The sequence below is a fragment of the Streptomyces sp. NPDC048521 genome (assembly GCF_043199855.1).
Classification (GTDB): domain Bacteria; phylum Actinomycetota; class Actinomycetes; order Streptomycetales; family Streptomycetaceae; genus Streptomyces.
In genome coordinates, this window is the sequence record NZ_JBICWR010000003.1 from 450888 (window position 1) to 468847 (window position 17960).

Here is a 17960-nt window from a genome sequence, read left to right on the forward strand (position 1 = left end):
CTCACTCGGGCGGCGGCCGCGGAACGTCGACTACGCCCCCGGGTCATCGCCGCGGGCGTGGCCCTCACCGGATTCAACCAGGTTCGCGGGCCATGGCGAAGCGGCCGGTCAGGGGGCCTGGTGGGGAGTGGCGGAGGCCGCCGAGGGAGCGGGGGTGGTGTCGGGGACGGGGGCGGACAGCAGACCGGAGCCGATGACTCCGGGAGGCGTGGACCAGTCGGAGAGCGGGAGGCCCACCGTCTCGTCCACCGGACGTATGAGGGGGGACACGGCAGCCGCACCGGCCATCACCGGGGCGGTCAGGCCCCGTACGACGTCGTTCCCGGTCCGGCCGGGTGCGAGGGACGGCACTCCGGGCAGCAGCGGTGCGGACAGGGAGGTCGGCACCACCGGCGTCTGGCCGAGCAGCGCACCGCCCGAGGCGAGCAGCGGCCCCATCGCGCGGCGGCGCTGGGTGTCGGGCGTGGTCGCGCCTGCGCCCCCACCCGTGCCCGCCGAGCGCGTCGGCACCACATTGCTGCCGGTGCCGGACCCGCGGGCCTCCGCGGTCAGGTCGCCGGGGATGGCGGTGGTCACTCCGCCGAGGGCGACCGCGGCCAGCGAGACCGCGCCGGCGGCGGCGAACGCGAACCGCAGTCCGCGCGAGGCGGAGCGGCCGTCGTCCGGGCGGCCGACGGGATGGATGGGGAAGCCCCGCTCCCCGGGGACGGGGGCGCCGTCGTGCGGGCGGACGGGAACGTACCCGAACGCGAAGCGCTCGCCGCGCCTCACGCCGAAGACGCCGGTGGTCCCTGGGCCGGGGTCTCGTCCGAGGAGTCCGCCCCCGGGCGGCGGCGTGCCGCCGCCGTCGAGGCCACCTCCCCCCGGAAGGCCCTGGAGGCGGGCCAGGAAGCTCTCCGAGGGCGACGGTGGGGCCGCCTCCGCGAAGACGTTCTTCAGCGCGCGCTGCGCGTCCGCCTCCGCCTTGCACCGGGCGCAGGTGGCCAGGTGCGCGAGGACGCGCTCACGCGTCTCATGACCCAGCTCTCCGTCCACCAGGGCGGAGAGCCGGTCTCCCAGGTGCTGCTCCGCGAGGATCGTCTCCTCGACGGGCTTCGCTCGTGATCCACTCACGCGGTCGCGCCCCCTCCTCCCAGAGCGGGGACTCGAGCCACGAAGGAGCGCCGCTCGGCCGCGCGGGCCTCCGGGGAGCGGTGCGCGAGGGCCTTGCGGAGCTGGGAGCGGCCGCGGTGGATCCGGGAGCGGACCGTGCCGAGCTTCACGCCGAGGGTCGCGGCGATCTCCTCGTACGACAGCCCCTCGATGTCGCACAGGACGACGGCGGCGCGGAACTCCGGCGCGAGCGTGTCGAGGGCCTGCTGGACGTCCGCGTCGAAGTGGGCGTCGTTGAAGAGCTGCTGCGGGGTGGGTTCCCGGCTGGGCAGGCGCTCGGCCGCGTCCTCGCCGAGGGCGTCGAAGCGGATGCGCTGCTTGCGCCGGACCATGTCCAGGAAGAGGTTCGTGGTGATGCGGTGCAGCCAGCCCTCGAAGGTGCCCGGCGAGTACGTGGACAGGGAGCGGAAGACGCGGACGAAGACCTCCTGGGTGAGGTCCTCGGCGTCGTGCTGGTTGCCCGTCAGTCGGTAGGCCAGGCGGTAGACCCGGGCGCTGTGCGTGCTGACGATCTCGTCCCACGTGGGCGGAGTCCACGCCTGCCCGTCCGCGTCGGTGGAGAAGGTCGCGGTCTGGGCGTCGCCGACGGCAAAACCGGTGGCGTGGCTGTCAGCAGCGGTGTCGGTCACGGATTTCGGCCTGCCCGCCGACCCGAGGAAGCGCCGCAGCGCTCCACCCCGATCCCCGCGCGCGGCCGCACCTCCCCTGTCGGCTCTGGTGGTGTCCAGTGGAGCCCCTACCATAGCCACCTCGCCCGTTAGCTCCGGATAAGCGGTTTTACGAGAATTTGATACACGCTGATACGGCTCATCCGGCTGCGTCAGCAGTTGCTCGGCGTCCTGATCCACCTCTTACCCCCCGTCGCGTCCCGGGCCACCGGCTCACCCCTTTAAACGCCCGGCCTCATCTGCGGGTTCCCGACGCCAACGGATACAGTCACGCCCAGGCAACCACGGGGACAGGAGAGGGTCATTACCGGCAACCGGCAGACGAGCTGGGCGTTCGCCGACGCCTTTGTCGCCGAGGACGAAGCGCTGCACTGGGCCCGCGACCGGGCCCGCGAGGCAGGGCTGCGCTCGGTGTCGCCCAGCACGGGCGCCGCGCTGCGACTGCTCGCCGCCTCCGTGGACGCGAAGGCGGTGGCGGAGATCGGCACCGGCTGCGGAGTGTCCGGGATCCACCTGCTGCACGGCATGCGCCCGGACGGGGTGCTCACCACGGTCGACCCGGAGCCGGAGCACCAGCAGTTCGCCCGGCAGGCCTTCCGCGCCTGCGGTTTCGCCAGCAACCGCGCCCGCTTCATCCCGGGCAGCGCGCTGGAGGTGCTGCCCCGGCTCGCGGACGCGGGCTACGACCTGGTCTTCTGCGACGGCGACCGGCAGGAGTACCTGGACTATCTCGCTGAATCGTTGCGTCTGCTGCGTCCGGGCGGCGTGGTGGTCTTCGAGGGGGTCTTCGCCAACGGCCGTACGGTCGACTCCGGTCCGCAGCCCACGGAGGTGCTGCGGCTGCGGGAGCTGCTGCGCACGGTGCGCGAGAGCCAGGAGCTGGTGCCGTCGCTGCTGCCCGTGGGCGACGGGCTGCTGTGCGCCGTCAAGCGGTGACCGCGGCCCCGTAGGGGCCCGCGAACGCGGCTGCCCCGACACCGCGTACGATGCCGGGGCAGCCGCAAGGACAGGATCGCTGGGACGTCAGACGACGACCTTCTTGAGGGCGTCGCCGAGCGCCTCGGCCTCGTCAGGGGTCAGCTCGACGACGAGTCGACCGCCGCCTTCGAGCGGAACGCGCATGACGATGCCCCGCCCCTCCTTGGTCACCTCGAGCGGGCCATCGCCCGTCCGCGGCTTCATGGCCGCCATGCTCGTTCCCCTTCCTGAAACCAGCTCATCGTCTGCCGACGGCCCAGGCAGGGCCCTCGCCGTCCGAAACGGACACGCGTCACCGGCATCGAACACATTGCTTCCAAGCCATTATCCCGCATCGCAGGACCCGATGACCAACATCGGTCGGCATCGCTTGGGCAACGCGCGCGAGCAAAACCACCCAATTCGGCGATGTGGCTGCGATACTGCGCCGCCGCACGGACATCCGCCGACCGGATCCGCTCCGCATTTCTTTGACGCAGGTCACACGTCGGGTCCGGCCCCTGCACGCCGATCTCCGCCATGCTGTCCTCTGACAGGGACGTACTGAGCGGTACGTCACCAGCCGTGACACCGAAGGGGATGCGCCATGGCCGACACCGTGCTCTACGAGGTGAGCGACGGGCTCGCGACGATCACGCTGAACCGCCCCGAGGCGATGAACGCGCTGAACATCGCGACCAAGGTCGCCCTCCGGGAGGCGGCGGAATCCGCGGCCGGGGACACGGCCGTACGGGCGATCCTGCTGACCGCCGCCGGGGAGCGGGCGTTCTGCGTGGGCCAGGACCTCAAGGAGCACATCGGGCTGCTCGCCAGTGACCGGGAGACCGGGTCCGGGCAGACGATGAGCACGGTCAGGGAGCACTACAACCCGATCGTGCGGGCCCTCACCGGGGCGGCCAAGCCGGTGGTCGCCGCGGTGAACGGCGTCGCGGCAGGGGCCGGCTTCGGCTTCGCGCTCGCCGCGGACTACCGCGTCGTGGCCGACACCGCCTCCTTCAACACGTCGTTCGCGGGCGTGGCCCTGACCGCCGACTCCGGTATCTCCTGGACCCTGCCCCGGGTGATCGGGCCGAGCCGCGCCGCCGACCTGCTGCTCTTCCCGCGCAGCATCGGCGCGCAGGACGCGCTGGAGCTGGGCATCGCCAACCGGGTCGTCCCCTCCGCCGAGCTGCGCGCCGAGGGCGAGAAGGTCGCGCGGGCACTGGCCGAGGGTCCGACGGTGGCGTACGCGGCGATCAAGGAAGCGGTGGCGTACGGGCTCACCCACTCCCTGGAGGAGACCCTCGAGAAGGAGGACGAGCTGCAGACGCGGGCGGGGCGGGCCGAGGACCACGCGATCGCGGTGCAGGCGTTCGTGAACAAGGAGAAGCCAAAGTATCTGGGGCGGTAGTGCGCCGTGGGGAACTGCGGATGCGTCGTGGTCGCTCGCGCGGTTCCCCACGTCCCTCACGGGGCGCTACGGGCCACGCACGTCTCCAGGTGGTCGTTCACCAATCCGCACGCCTGCATCAGTGCGTACGCCGTCGTCGGGCCGACGAATCTCAGGCCGCGCTTCTTCAGGGCCTTGGACAGGGCCGTGGACTCCGGGGTGACCGCCGGGACGTCGGCGAGGGTCTTCGGGGCCGGTCGGGTGGCCGGGTCCGGGGCGTGGGACCAGATCAGGTCGTCCAGGTCGCCCTCGGCCCAGTCGGCGAGCACGCGCGCGTTGGCGAGCGTCGCGTCGACCTTGGCCCGGTTGCGGATGATGCCGGGGTCGGCCAGCAGGCGCTCGCGGTCCTCGTCGGTGAAGGCGGCGACCTTCTCGATGCCGAAGCCGGCGAAGGCCGCGCGGAAACCCGGGCGCCGGCGCAGGATCGTGATCCAGGACAGGCCCGACTGGAAGGCCTCCAGGCTGATCCGCTCGAAGAGGGCGTCGTCGCCGTGGACGGGGCGGCCCCACTCCTCGTCGTGGTACGACACGTAGTCGTCGGTGGACAGGGCCCACGGGCAGCGCAGGGCGCCGTCGGGCCCCGCGAGGGCGGTTCCGGCGCTCATCGCTGGTCCTCCTGCTGCTCGGGCTTGTCCAGACGGGTGTGCGCGGCGGCTGCCCGGGCTCCGGCCAGCGCGGACTCCAGGTCGGCGATCCGGGCGTCCCGCTCGCCGAGTTCGGCGGCGAGGCGGCCGAGCGCGTCGTCGACGTCGGCCATGCGGTAGCCCCGCGGGGACACCGGAAAGCGCAGGCTCTCCACGTCCGCGCGGCCCACCGGGCGGTCCACGGGCAGCGGATCCTGCAGCCGCTCCGGTGCCGCCTCGGGCAGCGGGCCGCTCTCGCCGCCGCCCACCACGGCGAGTGTCACCGCGGCGACCACGACGGCCAGCGCGACGACCAGGAACAAGAACATCACCATCGCCAGGGGTCCCCACGCTCGGTACCGGACGTTGTGCCGGACGCTGAATCTGTCAGGGTCCGATCGTGCCATGCGAGTCTGACAGTTAGGGTCGCAGGCGGCCGTACTGCGGGACGTACTAGGAGAGGTCACAGCGGATGCTCAGGCTGGGCAGGCGGGAATTCGGGCCCCACGAGCCGGTGATCATGGCGATCGTGAACCGGACCCCGGACTCCTTCTACGACCAAGGGGCCACCTTCCGTGACGAGCCGGCCCTCGCGCGCGTGGAGCAGGCGGTGGCCGAGGGCGCCGCGATCATCGACATCGGCGGGGTGAAGGCCGGGCCCGGTGAAGAGGTCACGGCGGCGGAGGAGGCGCGGCGGACGGTCGGCTTCGTCGCCGAGGTACGGCGCCGGTTCCCGGATGTGATCATCAGCGTGGACACCTGGCGGGCCGAGGTCGGCGAGGCGGTGTGCGAGGCGGGTGCGGACCTGCTGAACGACGCGTGGGGCGGGGTCGATCCGGGGCTGGCGGAGGTCGCGGCGCGGTACGGGGTGGGGCTGGTGTGCACGCACGCGGGTGGTGTGCAGCCGCGGACCCGGCCTCACCGGGTGACCTACGACGACGTCATGGCCGACATCCTGAAGGTGACCGTGGGGCTGGCCGAGCGGGCGGTGGCGCTGGGGGTGCCGAGGGAGTCGGTGCTGATCGACCCCGGGCACGACTTCGGGAAGAACACGCGGCACAGTCTGGAGGCGACGCGGCGGCTGGACGAGATGGTCGCGACGGGGTGGCCGGTGCTGGTGTCCCTGTCCAACAAGGACTTCGTCGGCGAGTCCCTGGACCGGCCGGTGAAGGAGCGGCTGATCGGTACGCTGGCGACGACCGCGGTGTCCGCGTGGCTCGGGGCGCAGGTGTACCGGGTCCATGAGGTCGCCGAGACCCGTCAGGTACTGGACATGGTGGCGTCGATCGCCGGCCACCGTGTCCCTGCGGTGGCTCGCCGGGGTCTGGCCTGACCCATGGGCTCCGCCCCGGACCCCGTTCCCCCACCCGCCGACCTGCCGCGGTCACCGAGAGACGACAGCGGGGCCGTGTTCCCCTTCGACACCGTCCACACCTGCTGGATGTGCGGGGCGGGGACAGCAACGGTCGAGAACGGGGCCGGACAGTCCCTCACCTCACCCTCGAGCCGACCGACTCGACCTGCCCCACAGGGCCGGGCCACCCACCTTCGCCCCAGGCTCTGACCGACGGACTCGAACGCCTGCCCCCGGCCGGGCTATCCGCCCTGCCGCCGCACCCTCCGACCCGACCGACTCCGAGCCCCGCCGCACGCCCGGACCATCCGCCCCTGCCGCCTCACCCTCCGGTCGCGGGTGGTGGGTGGTCATCGGCCGGGGGCACGGGGGTGGAGCCCCCGGGCTGGGGGTGGGGCGGGGTGCCGGGCCGGGGTGGGGCGCCGGGGCAGCGGGGGTCGGTCGAAGCCCCGCGCTAGCGGCCCGCCTCCTTGGAGACCAGGGCCACCGCTTCCTCCACGTCGTCCGTCACGTGGAAGAGCAGCAGGTCCTTCTCCGCCGCCTTGCCCTGGGCGACCAGCGTGTTCTTCAGCCAGGACAGCAGGCCGCCCCAGTACTCGGTGCCGAAGAGGACGATCGGGAAGCGGGTGACCTTCTGGGTCTGGACCAGGGTGAGGGCCTCGAAGAGTTCGTCCAGGGTGCCGAGGCCGCCGGGCAGGACCACGAACCCCTGCGCGTACTTCACGAACATCATCTTGCGGACGAAGAAGTAGCGGAAGTTCAGCCCGATGTCGACGTACGGGTTCAGCCCCTGCTCGAAGGGAAGTTCGATGCCGAGCCCCACCGAGATGCCGCCCGCCTCGCACGCGCCCTTGTTGGCCGCCTCCATCGCGCCCGGTCCGCCGCCCGTGATCACCGCGAAGCCGGCCTCCACCAGCCCCCGGCCGAGCCGCACGCCCGCGTCGTACTCCGGCGAGTCCACCACCGTACGCGCCGAGCCGAACACGCTGATGGCGGGCGGGAGTTCGGCGAGTGTGCCGAAGCCCTCGATGAACTCCGACTGGATCCGCAGCACCCGCCAGGGGTCGGTGTGGACCCAGTCCGAGGGGGCACGCTCGTCCAGCAGCCGCTGGTCGGTCGTGCTGGCCGTCACCTGTCCCCGCCGTCGGAGGACCGGTCCGAGCCGCTGCTCGTCCGGCGGCTGCTTCTTCCCCTCGGGGTTTCCGGTAGCCATGTGCGCTCCCTCCGCTTGCCGGTAGTTCGGTCTCAGCCTAGATCTACACGGGTTACGGAGGGGGGACCTGAGCGTGTCGGGCGCGCAGCGGCGCCCCGCACGGGCTACGCGGTGAGCCAGTTCCGCAGGCGCTCCTCGCCCGCCAGGATCTTCGCGGTCTCCACCCGCTCGTCACGCTTGTGCGCCAAGTGCGGGTTGCCCGGGCCGTAATTGACCGCGGGGATGCCGAGCGCCGAGAAGCGGGACACGTCCGTCCAGCCGTACTTGGGCTGCGGGGTGCCGCCCACCGCTTCGATGAAGGCCGCCGCGGCCGGGTGGGAGAGGCCGGGCAGCGCGCCCCCGCTGTGGTCGTCGACCACGAACTCCTCGACACCGCAGTCCGCGAACACCTCGCGCACGTGTGCGATCGCCTCCTCCTCGGTGCGGTCGGGGGCGTAACGGAAGTTGACCGTGACCACGCACTCGTCGGGGATGACGTTGCCCGCGACCCCGCCGCTCACGCCCACTGCGTTCAGGCCCTCGCGGTACTCCAGGCCGTCGATCACCGGGTAGCGGGGTTCGTAGGCCGCCAGCCGGGCCAGGACGGGGGCCGCCGCGTGGATGGCGTTCGAACCCATCCAGCTGCGTGCCGAGTGGGCCCGCTCGCCCGTGGTCTTCAGCAGCACCCGCAGGGTGCCCTGGCAGCCGCCCTCGACCTCGCCGTTCGAGGGCTCCAGCAGGATCGCGAAGTCGCCCGCCAGCCACTCCGGGCGCGCCTCGGCGACGTGCTTGAGGCCGTTGAGGTCGGCGGCGACCTCCTCGTTGTCGTAGAAGACGAAGGTCAGGTCGCGGTTGGGGGCCGGGACCGTGGCCGCGATGCGCAGCTGCACGGCCACGCCCGACTTCATGTCGCAGGTGCCGCAGCCCCACAGCACGCCGTCCTCGTCCAGCCGGGACGGCACGTTGTCGGCGATGGGCACCGTGTCGATGTGGCCGGCCAGGATGACCCGCTCCGCGCGGCCCAGGTTCGTCCGGGCGATCACGTTGTTGCCGTAGCGGTCGACCGTCAGGTGCGGCAGGGCGCGCAGCGCGGCCTCGATCGCGTCCGCGAGCGGCTTCTCGGTGCCGCTCTCGGAGGGGAAGTCCACGAGCTGAGCGGTGAGCGCGGCGGCGTCGAGCGTGAGGTCAAGCGAGGTGTCGGCCATGGCCACGACCCTAGCGCGCCCTGCCCGGCCGGGGTCCGCGGCGCTGTAACGGACCTCACGTGAGCGCCCGGGGGGGCTCCAGTACCTTGTACGCGTGTCAGAGCCGTCCCCCACCCGTCCCAAGCGTCGCGGCCGCCTCTACCGTTTCGCCGCGGCCCTGCTGGTCCTGTGCGGCGTCGCCGCGTACCTCGTGGTGCAGTACATCACCGGAGGCGGCGGAGCGCGCGGCTGCAAGGTGGTCTCGGCCTCGGGCCGCGGGCAGTCGTACGAGTTCACGCCGGAGCAGGCGGCGAACGCGGCGACGATCGCCGCCGTCGGCACCGGGCGCGGGATGCCCCGGCGGGCCGTGACGATCGCGCTCGCGACCGCCCTGCAGGAGTCCGGGCTGCGCAACATCGAGCACGGCGACCGGGACTCGCTGGGCCTGTTCCAGCAGCGGCCCTCGCAGGGCTGGGGCACCGAGCGGCAGATCATGGACCCGGCGTACGCGGCGGGCATCTTCTACGCCCACCTGGCCAAGGTGCCCGACTACACCGGCCTGCCGCTCACGGTGGCCGCGCAGCGGGTGCAGCGCAGTGGCTACCCGGAGGCGTACGCCAAGCACGAGCCGGACGCCGAGCTGCTGGCGGCGGCGCTGACCGGGCATGCGGCGGCCGCGCTGACCTGCGACGGGCGCCCGCAGCGCTCGGCTTCGGCGACCGGTCCGGACGCGGTAAGGACCGCGCTGGTACGGGACTTCGGGCGGGACGCGCTGCAGGAGACCGGTGCGGAGGTGGGCGGTACGCCCGTGCCGTCGCCGTCTCCCTCGCCGAGCGTGACCGCGACCGCGCACGGGCGGACGGTGACCGTCCCGGTGTCCGAGGGCGCGCGGGCGGACGCGTCCGGGCGCACGGAGCGGGAGCGGGGCTGGCAGCTGGCGCAGTGGGCGGTCGCCCACTCCTCCGCGCTGCGCATCGAGCGGGTGTCGTACGCGGGGCGCGAGTGGACCGTCGGGAGCAGGAGCGACCAGTGGCGGTCGGTGCGTTCGGACGGGGCCGCCGGTGCGGAGAAGTCCCTGGGGGCCGTCCGGATCGTGACCGGACAGTAGTGCGGGGCCTCACTCCGGCGGGTTGTGCGGCTCGGGTTCGCCCGGCTGTCCGAGTACGTCTCGCGCCAGGTCCGGAAATCCTTGGAAATCAAAGGCCGTAAGGATTCTGCGGGATGGTGGGCAGACGTTCTTTGCCCGTTTTTATCCACACCTGATAATGCGATGCGTTATCCATTCTTTACCTGGAGCGTCCGCAACCTTCGCGCTCCTCGAGCGGTAGTCACGGCGTCCGAGCCCGGACACGGCCCGGACACACACCGTTCTCTCCCGTCGAATGGAGCATCATGTCCCTCCCTCTGACCCGCCGGATCGCCCGTGCCGCGCTGCTCGTCGCAGCGGGAGCGGCTGCCGGGGTCGGTGCGGCCGGCTCCGCCGGTGCGGCCACGAATCTGCCGGCGGCCACCCCCAACCTGGGCGGTCTGACCGCCCTGGACGGAGCGCACGTCGGCAACACCGTCGGCGGTGCCGCGCAGAGCGCCACCTCGCTCGCGGGTGACGCGGGCAGCATGGCGGTCGAGCAGGCGATGCCGACGGCGGGCAAGGCCGGCGGCGGTGCCGTGAAGACGGCGGCGCCCGTGGCGCAGAAGGCCGCCGGTGATGCGGCCGGGGCCGCGACGGCTGCCCTCGGGAACACCGCGTCCACCGCGACGAAGGGCGGGCTGCCGACGGACGCGCTGACCAAGGGCGGGCTGCCCACCTCGTCCCTGCCCACGAAGGGTCTGCCGCTGGGTGGCTGACGACACGGCCTGACGGCGACGGGGTCCAGGGAGTTCCCTGGACCCCGTTCCTTACGCCGAAAGGCGGTCCACCGCCGCGCGGACGCGCTCGTCCGTGGCGGTCAGGGCGACGCGGACGAAGTTCTTCCCCGCCTCGCCGTAGAAGTCCCCGGGAGCCACCAGGATGCCCCGGTCGGCCAGGTGGGCGACCGTCTCCCAGCAGGACTCGTCCCGGGTGGCCCAGAGGTAGAGGCTCGCCTCGCTGTGCTCGATGCGGAAGCCGTGGCCGAGCAGTGCCGCCCGCAGGGCCTCGCGGCGGGCCGCGTAGCGCTCGCGCTGGACGCGGACGTGCTCGTCGTCGCCGAGGGCCGCCACGACGGCCGCCTGGGTCGGCGCGGAGGTCATCATGCCGCCGTGCTTGCGGATCTCCAGCAGGGGGCCGAGGACGGCCGGGTCGCCGGCGGCGAAGGCCGCGCGGTAGCCCGCCAGGTTCGAGCGCTTGGACAGGGAGTGGACGGCGACGATGCCGTCGTACGAGCCGCCGTTGACGTCCGGGTGCAGGACCGAGACCGGGTCGGCCTCCCAGCCCAGCTCGAGGTAGCACTCGTCGGAGACGAGGAGCACGCCGTGCTCGCGGGCCCAAGCGACGATGCCGGTCAGGTCCTCCTTGGACAGGACCTCGCCGGTGGGGTTGGACGGGGAGTTCAGCCAGAGGAGCCTCAGACCGGCCGGGTCCAGGTCGCGCGGGTCGTCGTAGACCTCGTAGTCGGCGCGGGCCAGGCGGGCACCGACCTCGTAGGTCGGGTAGGCGAGGCGCGGGTAGGCGACCTTGTCGCCGGGGCCGAGGCCGAGCTGGGTCGGCAGCCAGGCCACCAGTTCCTTGGAGCCGACGACCGGCAGGACATGGCGGTGGGTGACGTCGCGGGCGCCCAGGCGGCGCTCCAGCCAGCCGGTGATCGCGTCACGCAGGGCGGGGGTGCCCCACACGGTCGGGTAGCCCGGGGAGTCGGCCGCCTCGATCAGGGCCTTCTGGACCAGCTCGGGGACCGGGTCGACCGGGGTGCCGACGGAGAGGTCGACGATGCCGTCGGGGTGGGCCGCGGCGGTCTTCTTGTACGGGTCCAGCTTGTCCCAGGGAAAGGCGGGCAGGCGGTCGGAGACTGCGGACACGATCTGTGGCTCACTTTCGTCTGGTGCGGCGAACGCCTCGGCCCCGTACGGCGGTGATCTGGGCGATCGGGCCGTACGGGACCGAGGCGGCGCGCAGCGCGGGCCGCCTGGCGCTTAAACGGTCACTCGCCCTGCGGCGGCAGCGCGGCGACGAAGGGGTGGTCGCGCTCGATCAGCCCCAGCTTGCTGGCGCCGCCGGGAGAGCCCAGCTCGTCGAAGAACTCGACGTTCGCCTTGTAGTAGTCCTTCCACTCCTCCGGGACGTCGTCCTCGTAGAAGATCGCCTCGACCGGGCAGACCGGCTCACAGGCACCACAGTCGACGCATTCGTCCGGGTGGATGTACAAGGACCGCTGGCCCTCGTAGATGCAGTCGACCGGGCACTCCTCGATGCACGCCTTGTCCTTGACGTCGACACAAGGCTGCGCGATGACGTAGGTCACGCTGTCGTTCCTCCTCGATAGGGCGCTGGCGGGCCTCCTCAGGCTCCGCCGCCTGGCGCGCGGGAGCGCGGCGTCGTCGATGCCCGCCCCTAGTATCTCCGTTCCGGAGCATGATCCGAACAGGAGGGGTGAACTGACCGGTGGAAATCTCGGACGCAGGACGCCTGGAAGTCCGTATCACCTCTGCTGACGTGGGGAAACGAGTGTCGGTACGGCGCTTGAGCGAACCCGGAGAGACGCAAGAGAAGTTCACTGACACGGTGGGTGTTCTCACATCATGGGATGATGGCGTGCTCATGATCACGCGGCGGGACGGCGGGAGTGTCCGGATCCCGGAATCGTCGCTGGTCGCGGGGAAGGTCGTGCCGGCCGCTCCCGCCCGCCGGCGGGGCCCCGTGGCGAGCTACCCGGAACTCGCCCGTGTCGTCTCGCGCGGATGGCGGCCGGTGGAGAGCGAGCGGCTCGGCGCGTGGGAGCTGCGGGCCGCCGGAGGGTTCACGCGGCGGGCCAACAGTGTGCTGCCGCTCGGTGATCCCGGTCTTCCGCTCGACGCGGCCCTGGCGGCCGTACGACGCTGGTACGGCGAGCGTGGCCTGCCCGCCTACGTGCAGACCGCCACCGGGGCCGAGGGCACGCAGGAGCTGCTGAGCGCGGAGCTGGAGCGGCGCGGCTGGGTGCGGGAGGTGAGCGCCGAGCTGTGGACCGGTGCCCTGGCGCCGGTCGCGGACCGGGCGCAGCGTGTGGAGGTGGTCCTGTCCCGGGAGGCGGACGAGGCGTGGCTCGCGCGGTACCAGCGCAAGGGGGTGAGCGAGGTGGCCTTGCGGGTGCTCGGCAGCGGTCCGTCGGTGTGGTTCGCGTCCGTACCGGGAGCAGAGGGTGAGCCTCCGGCGGCGATCGGGCGGTGTGTCGTGGACGGGCGGTGGGCCGGGTTCGCGGCGGTCGAGGTGGATCCCCGGCGGCGGCGGCGGGGGCTCGCCGGCGAGGTGATGGCCGCGCTGGCCCGGCGCGCGCTGGACGAGGGCGCGTCGGCGGCCTGGCTGCAGGTAGAGACGGACAACGAGGGCGCGCGTGCGCTCTACGCCGCGCTGGGCTTCACACCGCATCACGTGTACCACCACTACCGGTCCCCGGAAGCCCCGGCCGCCGCCCCACCGCCGACGGCGTCCGGCGAACAGGAGCAGGCGCCGCCGACACCCAGCGGCCATCCGGGCGCGGCCGACGCACCCGGCGACCAGGGCCGGACGGCGACCACGTCCCCCAGCCACGGCCAGGCGCCGCCGACATCCAGCGGCCATCCGAGTGCGGCCGACGCACCCGGCGACCACAGCCAGACGGGGAGCACATCCCACAGCCAGGGCCAGACGGGGAGCACGTCCCGCAGCCAGGGCCAGGCGGGGAGCGCCTGCCGCAGTCAGGGGTGCGCGGCGAGTGCGTCCCGCAGGCACCGGGCCGGCGTAGTCGGCGGGTGGGGCCGGGCCGGCGTCGGCTCCGGGCGGGTGCTGGGGCGGTCCGGCGTGGGACGGTCGTAGGAAGCGTTGTGGAAGGGCAAGAGCCTGTCATGGGTCATCCGCATCTGCCGCCCCCGTACCCGCCCCCGCCCGAGCGGTCCGCCGAGCTGCGGCAGCGGTTCGCCGAGGAGGCCCGCTCCGAGCGGCCGGACCTGTCGGCTCTGTGCCTGCTGATCGGCGCGCTGGCGGACGGCTCGCTGGACGAGGCCGGCATCGACGCCGCGCAGCTGGAGCTGGACCGGCTGGCGGGCGAGCTGCCGTACCGGCCCGGCGGGCCGCGCGCGTGGGCCGAGGCGGTACGGCGGCTGCTCGGCGCACGGTACGAGTTCCACGGCACCCCGGCCGACTACCAGCGGCTGGAGTCCTCGCTGCTGCACGAGGTGCTGCGGCGGCGGCGCGGGCTGCCGATCCTGCTGTCGGTGGTGTGGATGGAGGTCGCCCGCAGGGCAGGGGCCCCGGTGTACGGGGTCGCGCTGCCGGGGCACTTCGTGGTCGGGTTCGGCGCGGCGGAGGAGCAGGTGCTGGCCGATCCGTTCGAGGGCGGACGCGTGCTGACGGGCCCCGACGCCGAGTTGCTCGTGGTGGGTGCCACGGGGGCGCCGCTGGACACCTCGATGCTGGAGCCCGCCCCGCCGCTGGAGGTCGTACAGCGCATCCTGAACAACATCCGGGCGTGGGCCGCCGCCCGGCCCGAGCGGTCCGACGTGGCCCTGCGCGCCGTGGAGCTGGCGCTGCTGGTCCCTTCCCATCCGGCCCGGCTGCGGTACGAGCGTGGACAGCTCCTCGTGCAGCGCGGTGAGTTCGTCGCGGGTGCCGAGGAACTGGACGCCTACGCGGATCTGATCGAGGTCGTCGACGAGCCGGCCGCCCGCAAGGTGCGGCAACAGGCCCATACCGCCCGGGCGATGCTCAACTGAGCCGTCACAGCCACCCCTTCTCGCGGGCCGTCCGCACCGCCTCCGCCCGGTTGCGTACCGCCAGCTTCTGGATGGCCGTGGAGAGGTAGTTGCGGACCGTGCCCTGGGAGAGGTGGAGCGTCTTGGCCAGTTCGGCGTTGGTGGCGCCGTCGGCCGCCGCGCGGAGCACCTCGCGTTCGCGCTCGGTGAGCGGGTTGGCGCCCTCGGCGAGCGCGGCGGCGGCGAGCGTGGGATCGATGACGCGCTCGCCGGACAGCACCTTGCGGATCGCCTCGGCGAGCTGGGCGGCCGGGGCGTCCTTGACGAGGAAGGCGTCGGCGCCCGCCTCCATGGCGCTGCGCAGATAGCCGGGCCGGCCGAAGGTGGTGAGGACGACGAGCTTGACGCGGGGGTGCTCCCGGTGCACCTGGGCGGCCGCCTCGATGCCGGTGCAGCCCGGCATCTCGATGTCGAGCAGCGCCACGTCCACACCGTGCGCGCCGACGGCCGCCAGCACCTCGTCCCCGCGGGCCACCTGGGCGACGACCTCGATGTCGTCCTCCAGGCCCAGCAGCGCGGCCAGCGCCTCGCGGACCATCGACTGGTCCTCGGCCAGCAGGACCTTGATCGTGCTCGTCATGCCCCGGATCCTACGTCCGCCGAAGGGGCCGTGGACACGCGGGCGACCAGCCGGAACCCGTGCTTGACCCGGCCCGCCTCCAGGGTTCCGCCGGCCTTCTCCAGACGCTCCGTCAGGCCGGTCAGACCGTTGCCGGGGCCCGTGCCGGAGCCGCCGGAGCCGTTGTCCTCGACGGCCAGTTCGAGGACCGGTCCGTCCAGGGTCTGACGGTGCGTGAGCTGGACGAGACAACGGTCGGCGCCGCTGTGCCGGACCACGTTGGTGACCGCCTCGCGCAGCGCCCAGGCGAGCGCGGACTCGGCTTCCTCGGGGACACCGGTGAGGTCGGGCTCGGCGGGCACCTCGGCGACGACACCGGCGGCGGTCAGGGCGACCTGGGTGCCGGCGAGTTCGGCGGCGAGCCGGGGACGCCGGTAGCCGGTGACGGCCTCCCGGACGTCCACCAGCGCCTGCCGGCTGACCTGTTCGATGTCGGCGACCTGCTGGGCCGCCTTGTCGGGGTGGTCGGGCAGCATGCGTCCGGCCAGCTCGCTCTTGAGCGTGATCAGGGAGAGGGAGTGGCCGAGCAGGTCGTGCAGGTCGCGGGCGAGGCGCAGGCGTTCCTCGTTGGCGGCGAGCTGGGCGACGGTGGCCCGGGCCTTGCGCAGCTCGATCGTCGTACGGACCAGTTGCCCCACGCCGACCATCGCGAACCCGATGAGGAGCACCAGGAGCAGCAGGCCCCGGGCCTCCTTCTCGTTCGAGTGCAGTCCGACGAGGTACATCACCGCGCCCGTGGCCGGGATCGCCCAGTAGGAGGCCCGGATCGGCAGGGTGGCCCCGCAGGCCACCGAGAGGTAGACGAAGAGGCCCAGCCAGGCGCTGCCGAGGGTGGAGGCCAGGACGGGGGCGAGGACGCCGAGGACCGCGAGCAGGGTGACGACGATCCGCGGCGAGAAGGACCGGCCCATGTTGCGGAAGACCAGTACCAGATACGTTCCGACGAAGGCGGCGAGGCCGAGCGCGCCGGCCACGGTGGCGTTCGCGGTGTGGTGGCCGGAGGCCAGGTCCTGGATCGGCGAGCTGAGGAAGACCAGCCAGACGGCGATCCACAGCACCTTGACCACCAGCTCACGCCGGTTGCGCGGCCCCTGGCCCACCCGCACCTGCTCTTCCGGCCGCTTCTCGCGGGCTCGTGGGTCTTCCGTCATCGTGCTCACGCCTTCAGCGTGTCCTTCCGGTACAGCCAGGCCGCGCCGCCCGTGAAGAGGAGGAAGTAGACGGCGAGGACGGCGATGTCCGACGCATGCGGGGCCTGGCTCTGTTCGATCGCCCGGCCCAGGGCAGCGTACGCGTGGGTGGGCAGCCAGTCGGCGATGTCCTGAAGGAGCTGCGGGAAGGACGTGGAGGGCATCCACAGACCGCCGAGGATCGACAGACCGAAGTACACGATCATCGTGATCGGGCGGACCGCGTCCCCGGAGGCGAGGTACCCGATGGCGACGCCGAGCGCGGCGAAGACGAGGCTGCCGGCCCAGATGACCCCGGTGAGGGCGAGCCACTGCCAGGCGTCGAGGCGTACGTGCTTCACGGCGGCGGCGACGAGGAACACGACGACGATGGACGGCAGGCTCACCACGGCGGCGCCGGCGGTCTTGGCGAGGACGTAGCCGCGTCCGGGCAGCGGGGTCAGTCGCAGCTGCCGTACCCAGCCGCTCTCGCGTTCCTTGGCGATGCGCTCGCTGTTGCCCATGAGGACGGCGGTGAGGGCGCCGAAGGAGGCCATGGAGACCATCAGGTAGGTGGCGACGGTCTGGCCGCTGCCGTCGACCTTCTCGGTCGAGCCGGCGCTGCTGGAGAAGATCAGGTAGATGATCGAGGGGTAGAGCACCGAGAAGAACAGGAACTTCTTGTTGCGCAGGGCGCGGGTCAGCTCGAGCTTGATGAGCGCGTTCACGACTGCTTGGCCTCCTCGGCCTCCGTGAGGGCGACGAAGGCCTGCTCCAGGCCGAGGCCGGCGACTTCGAGGTTGCGGGGGTGGACGCCGAGGCCGTACAGGGCGTGGACGGTCGCGTCGGCGTCGGAGGACTGGATGCGGACGGTCCGGCCCGAGACGTCGAGGGAGGTCAGGAAGGGCAGGGCGCGCAGAGCCGCCTCGTCCACGGTCCCCGTCAGGTCGAAGGAGACCCGGCGGGCGCCGGCCTTGGCCTTGATCTCGGCGGCCGTGCCGTCGGCGAGCAGTCGGCCGCGGTGCAGCACCAGGACCCGGTCGGCGATGGCGTCGGCCTCTTCGAGGTAGTGGGTGGCGAACAGGACCGTACGGCCCTGGTCGGCCTGCTCGCGCATGGTGGCCCAGAAGGCCTGGCGGGCGGAGACGTCCATGCCGGTGGTGGGTTCGTCCAGGATGATCAGGTCGCTGTCGCCGGCGGTGGCGAGGGCGAAGCGGACGCGCTGGGTCTGGCCGCCGGAGAGCTTGTCGACCTTGCGGTCCGCGATCTGCGCGATGCCGGCGCGGGCCAGCACGTCCGTGACCCGGTACGGCTTCGGGTGCAGCGAGCAGGCCAGCTTCACCAGTTCGGCGACGGTGACCTCGTCCATCAGGCCGCCGCTCTGCAGCATGGCCCCGACCCGGCCGGCGACGATCGCCTCGCGCGGGCTGGTGCCGAACACGCTCACCGTGCCGCTGTCGGGCTGCTTGAGCCCGAGGAGCAGGTCGAGGGTGGTGGACTTGCCGGCCCCGTTCGGGCCGAGGAGGGCGACGGTCTCGCCGGGGTGCAACTGGAGCGAGAGCCCGTCGACGGCCCGGGTGCCGCCGTACGTCTTGGTCACCTGGTCGAACCCGGCCACCGCGGTGGTGGCCGGCGCCGCTGTCGTTGTCATGGCGTCCATGCTGGCCGGGAGGGCCCCGGGCCCGGCAGTG

At 72.7% G+C, this 17960-nt stretch carries 19 protein-coding genes and 1 pseudogene; 7 read left to right on the forward strand and 13 right to left on the reverse strand.

What is annotated here, in order from left to right:
- Positions 1–108: 108 nt before the first annotated feature.
- Together ACGFRF_RS09605 and sigE are read right to left on the reverse strand one after the other, a co-directional pair.
- Positions 109–1113 (reverse strand): anti-sigma factor family protein, encoded by a 1005-nt coding sequence (locus ACGFRF_RS09605; protein ID WP_393738041.1) that lies wholly within the window; start codon positions 1111–1113, stop codon positions 109–111.
- Complete coding sequence (gene sigE, locus ACGFRF_RS09610) at positions 1110–1895, reverse strand: RNA polymerase sigma factor SigE (protein ID WP_393738324.1); 786 nt, start codon at positions 1893–1895, stop codon at positions 1110–1112. The genes ACGFRF_RS09605 and sigE overlap by 4 nt, the downstream gene beginning before the upstream one ends.
- A gap of 162 nt (positions 1896–2057) precedes the next feature.
- Between sigE and ACGFRF_RS09615 the strand changes: the two genes are divergently transcribed.
- Complete coding sequence (locus ACGFRF_RS09615; RefSeq protein WP_393738326.1) at positions 2058–2756, forward strand: O-methyltransferase; 699 nt, start codon at positions 2058–2060, stop codon at positions 2754–2756.
- 87 nt (positions 2757–2843) lie between these two features.
- Here ACGFRF_RS09615 and ACGFRF_RS09620 read toward each other — a convergent pair whose 3' ends face one another.
- Positions 2844–3011 carry a DUF3117 domain-containing protein gene (locus ACGFRF_RS09620; protein WP_018544333.1) on the reverse strand — a complete coding sequence of 56 codons (168 nt, stop codon included), beginning with the start codon at positions 3009–3011 and terminating at the stop codon, positions 2844–2846.
- A gap of 373 nt (positions 3012–3384) precedes the next feature.
- On the opposite strand from ACGFRF_RS09620, the gene ACGFRF_RS09625 reads away from it, so the two are divergent.
- Positions 3385–4188 (forward strand): enoyl-CoA hydratase/isomerase family protein, encoded by an 804-nt coding sequence (locus ACGFRF_RS09625; protein ID WP_393738042.1) that lies wholly within the window; start codon positions 3385–3387, stop codon positions 4186–4188.
- Positions 4189–4244: 56 nt separating this feature from the next.
- Here the strand turns inward: ACGFRF_RS09625 and ACGFRF_RS09630 are convergent, their stop codons facing one another.
- Together ACGFRF_RS09630 and ACGFRF_RS09635 are read right to left on the reverse strand one after the other, a co-directional pair.
- Positions 4245–4832, reverse strand: coding sequence for a DNA-3-methyladenine glycosylase I (locus ACGFRF_RS09630; RefSeq protein WP_393738043.1), 588 nt, complete (start codon positions 4830–4832; stop codon positions 4245–4247).
- Entirely contained in the window at positions 4829–5185 is a 357-nt protein-coding gene (locus tag ACGFRF_RS09635) for a DivIVA domain-containing protein (RefSeq protein WP_393738044.1), read from the reverse strand. The genes ACGFRF_RS09630 and ACGFRF_RS09635 overlap by 4 nt, the downstream gene beginning before the upstream one ends.
- Positions 5186–5322: 137 nt before the next feature.
- Between ACGFRF_RS09635 and folP the strand changes: the two genes are divergently transcribed.
- The gene (folP, locus tag ACGFRF_RS09640; RefSeq protein ID WP_393738045.1) at positions 5323–6183 is read left to right on the forward strand and encodes a dihydropteroate synthase; all 861 of its coding nucleotides are present in this window, start codon (positions 5323–5325) and stop codon (positions 6181–6183) included.
- 475 nt (positions 6184–6658) lie between these two features.
- Here folP and ACGFRF_RS09645 read toward each other — a convergent pair whose 3' ends face one another.
- Together ACGFRF_RS09645 and dapE are read right to left on the reverse strand one after the other, a co-directional pair.
- Positions 6659–7417, reverse strand: coding sequence for a TIGR00730 family Rossman fold protein (locus tag ACGFRF_RS09645; protein ID WP_393738046.1), 759 nt, complete (start codon positions 7415–7417; stop codon positions 6659–6661).
- 104 nt (positions 7418–7521) lie between these two features.
- On the reverse strand, positions 7522–8601 hold the full coding sequence (gene dapE / locus ACGFRF_RS09650) for a succinyl-diaminopimelate desuccinylase (protein WP_393738047.1): 1080 nt from the start codon (positions 8599–8601) through the stop codon (positions 7522–7524).
- A 94-nt stretch (positions 8602–8695) separates the two neighbouring features.
- Between dapE and ACGFRF_RS09655 the strand changes: the two genes are divergently transcribed.
- Together ACGFRF_RS09655 and ACGFRF_RS09660 are read left to right on the forward strand one after the other, a co-directional pair.
- Positions 8696–9688: a heavy metal transporter gene (locus tag ACGFRF_RS09655; RefSeq protein WP_393738048.1), complete on the forward strand. Its 993-nt coding sequence runs from the start codon at positions 8696–8698 to the stop codon at positions 9686–9688.
- 284 nt (positions 9689–9972) lie between these two features.
- Positions 9973–10425, forward strand: a complete 453-nt coding sequence (locus ACGFRF_RS09660; RefSeq protein ID WP_393738049.1) for an ATP-binding protein — start codon at positions 9973–9975, stop codon at positions 10423–10425.
- 51 nt (positions 10426–10476) lie between these two features.
- Here ACGFRF_RS09660 and ACGFRF_RS09665 read toward each other — a convergent pair whose 3' ends face one another.
- Both ACGFRF_RS09665 and fdxA read right to left on the reverse strand, forming a co-directional pair.
- Positions 10477–11574 carry a bifunctional succinyldiaminopimelate transaminase/glutamate-prephenate aminotransferase gene (locus ACGFRF_RS09665; RefSeq protein WP_393738050.1) on the reverse strand — a complete coding sequence of 366 codons (1098 nt, stop codon included), beginning with the start codon at positions 11572–11574 and terminating at the stop codon, positions 10477–10479.
- Positions 11575–11696: 122 nt separating this feature from the next.
- Positions 11697–12017 carry a ferredoxin gene (fdxA, locus tag ACGFRF_RS09670; protein WP_014674796.1) on the reverse strand — a complete coding sequence of 107 codons (321 nt, stop codon included), beginning with the start codon at positions 12015–12017 and terminating at the stop codon, positions 11697–11699.
- 140 nt (positions 12018–12157) lie between these two features.
- Between fdxA and ACGFRF_RS09675 the strand changes: the two are divergent.
- Together ACGFRF_RS09675 and ACGFRF_RS09680 are read left to right on the forward strand one after the other, a co-directional pair.
- Positions 12158–13153, forward strand: a pseudogene (locus tag ACGFRF_RS09675) (GNAT family N-acetyltransferase); the annotation flags it as partial.
- Positions 13154–13575: 422 nt separating this feature from the next.
- Positions 13576–14442, forward strand: coding sequence for a tetratricopeptide repeat protein (locus ACGFRF_RS09680; RefSeq protein ID WP_393738051.1), 867 nt, complete (start codon positions 13576–13578; stop codon positions 14440–14442).
- A gap of 4 nt (positions 14443–14446) precedes the next feature.
- Here ACGFRF_RS09680 and ACGFRF_RS09685 read toward each other — a convergent pair whose 3' ends face one another.
- Genes ACGFRF_RS09685 through ACGFRF_RS09700 form a run of 4 tightly spaced genes read right to left on the reverse strand, consistent with a single transcriptional unit; the run spans position 14447 to position 17920 of the window.
- Positions 14447–15061, reverse strand: a complete 615-nt coding sequence (locus ACGFRF_RS09685) for a response regulator (protein ID WP_393738052.1) — start codon at positions 15059–15061, stop codon at positions 14447–14449.
- The gene (locus ACGFRF_RS09690; RefSeq protein ID WP_393738328.1) at positions 15058–16251 is read right to left on the reverse strand and encodes a sensor histidine kinase; all 1194 of its coding nucleotides are present in this window, start codon (positions 16249–16251) and stop codon (positions 15058–15060) included. The genes ACGFRF_RS09685 and ACGFRF_RS09690 overlap by 4 nt, the downstream gene beginning before the upstream one ends.
- A 5-nt stretch (positions 16252–16256) precedes the next feature.
- Positions 16257–16997 carry an ABC transporter permease gene (locus tag ACGFRF_RS09695; protein ID WP_393738053.1) on the reverse strand — a complete coding sequence of 247 codons (741 nt, stop codon included), beginning with the start codon at positions 16995–16997 and terminating at the stop codon, positions 16257–16259.
- A complete protein-coding gene (locus ACGFRF_RS09700; RefSeq protein WP_393738054.1) occupies positions 16994–17920 on the reverse strand; it encodes an ABC transporter ATP-binding protein in 927 nt (308 codons plus the stop codon). The genes ACGFRF_RS09695 and ACGFRF_RS09700 overlap by 4 nt, the downstream gene beginning before the upstream one ends.
- Between the last annotated feature and the right edge of the window lie 40 nt (positions 17921–17960).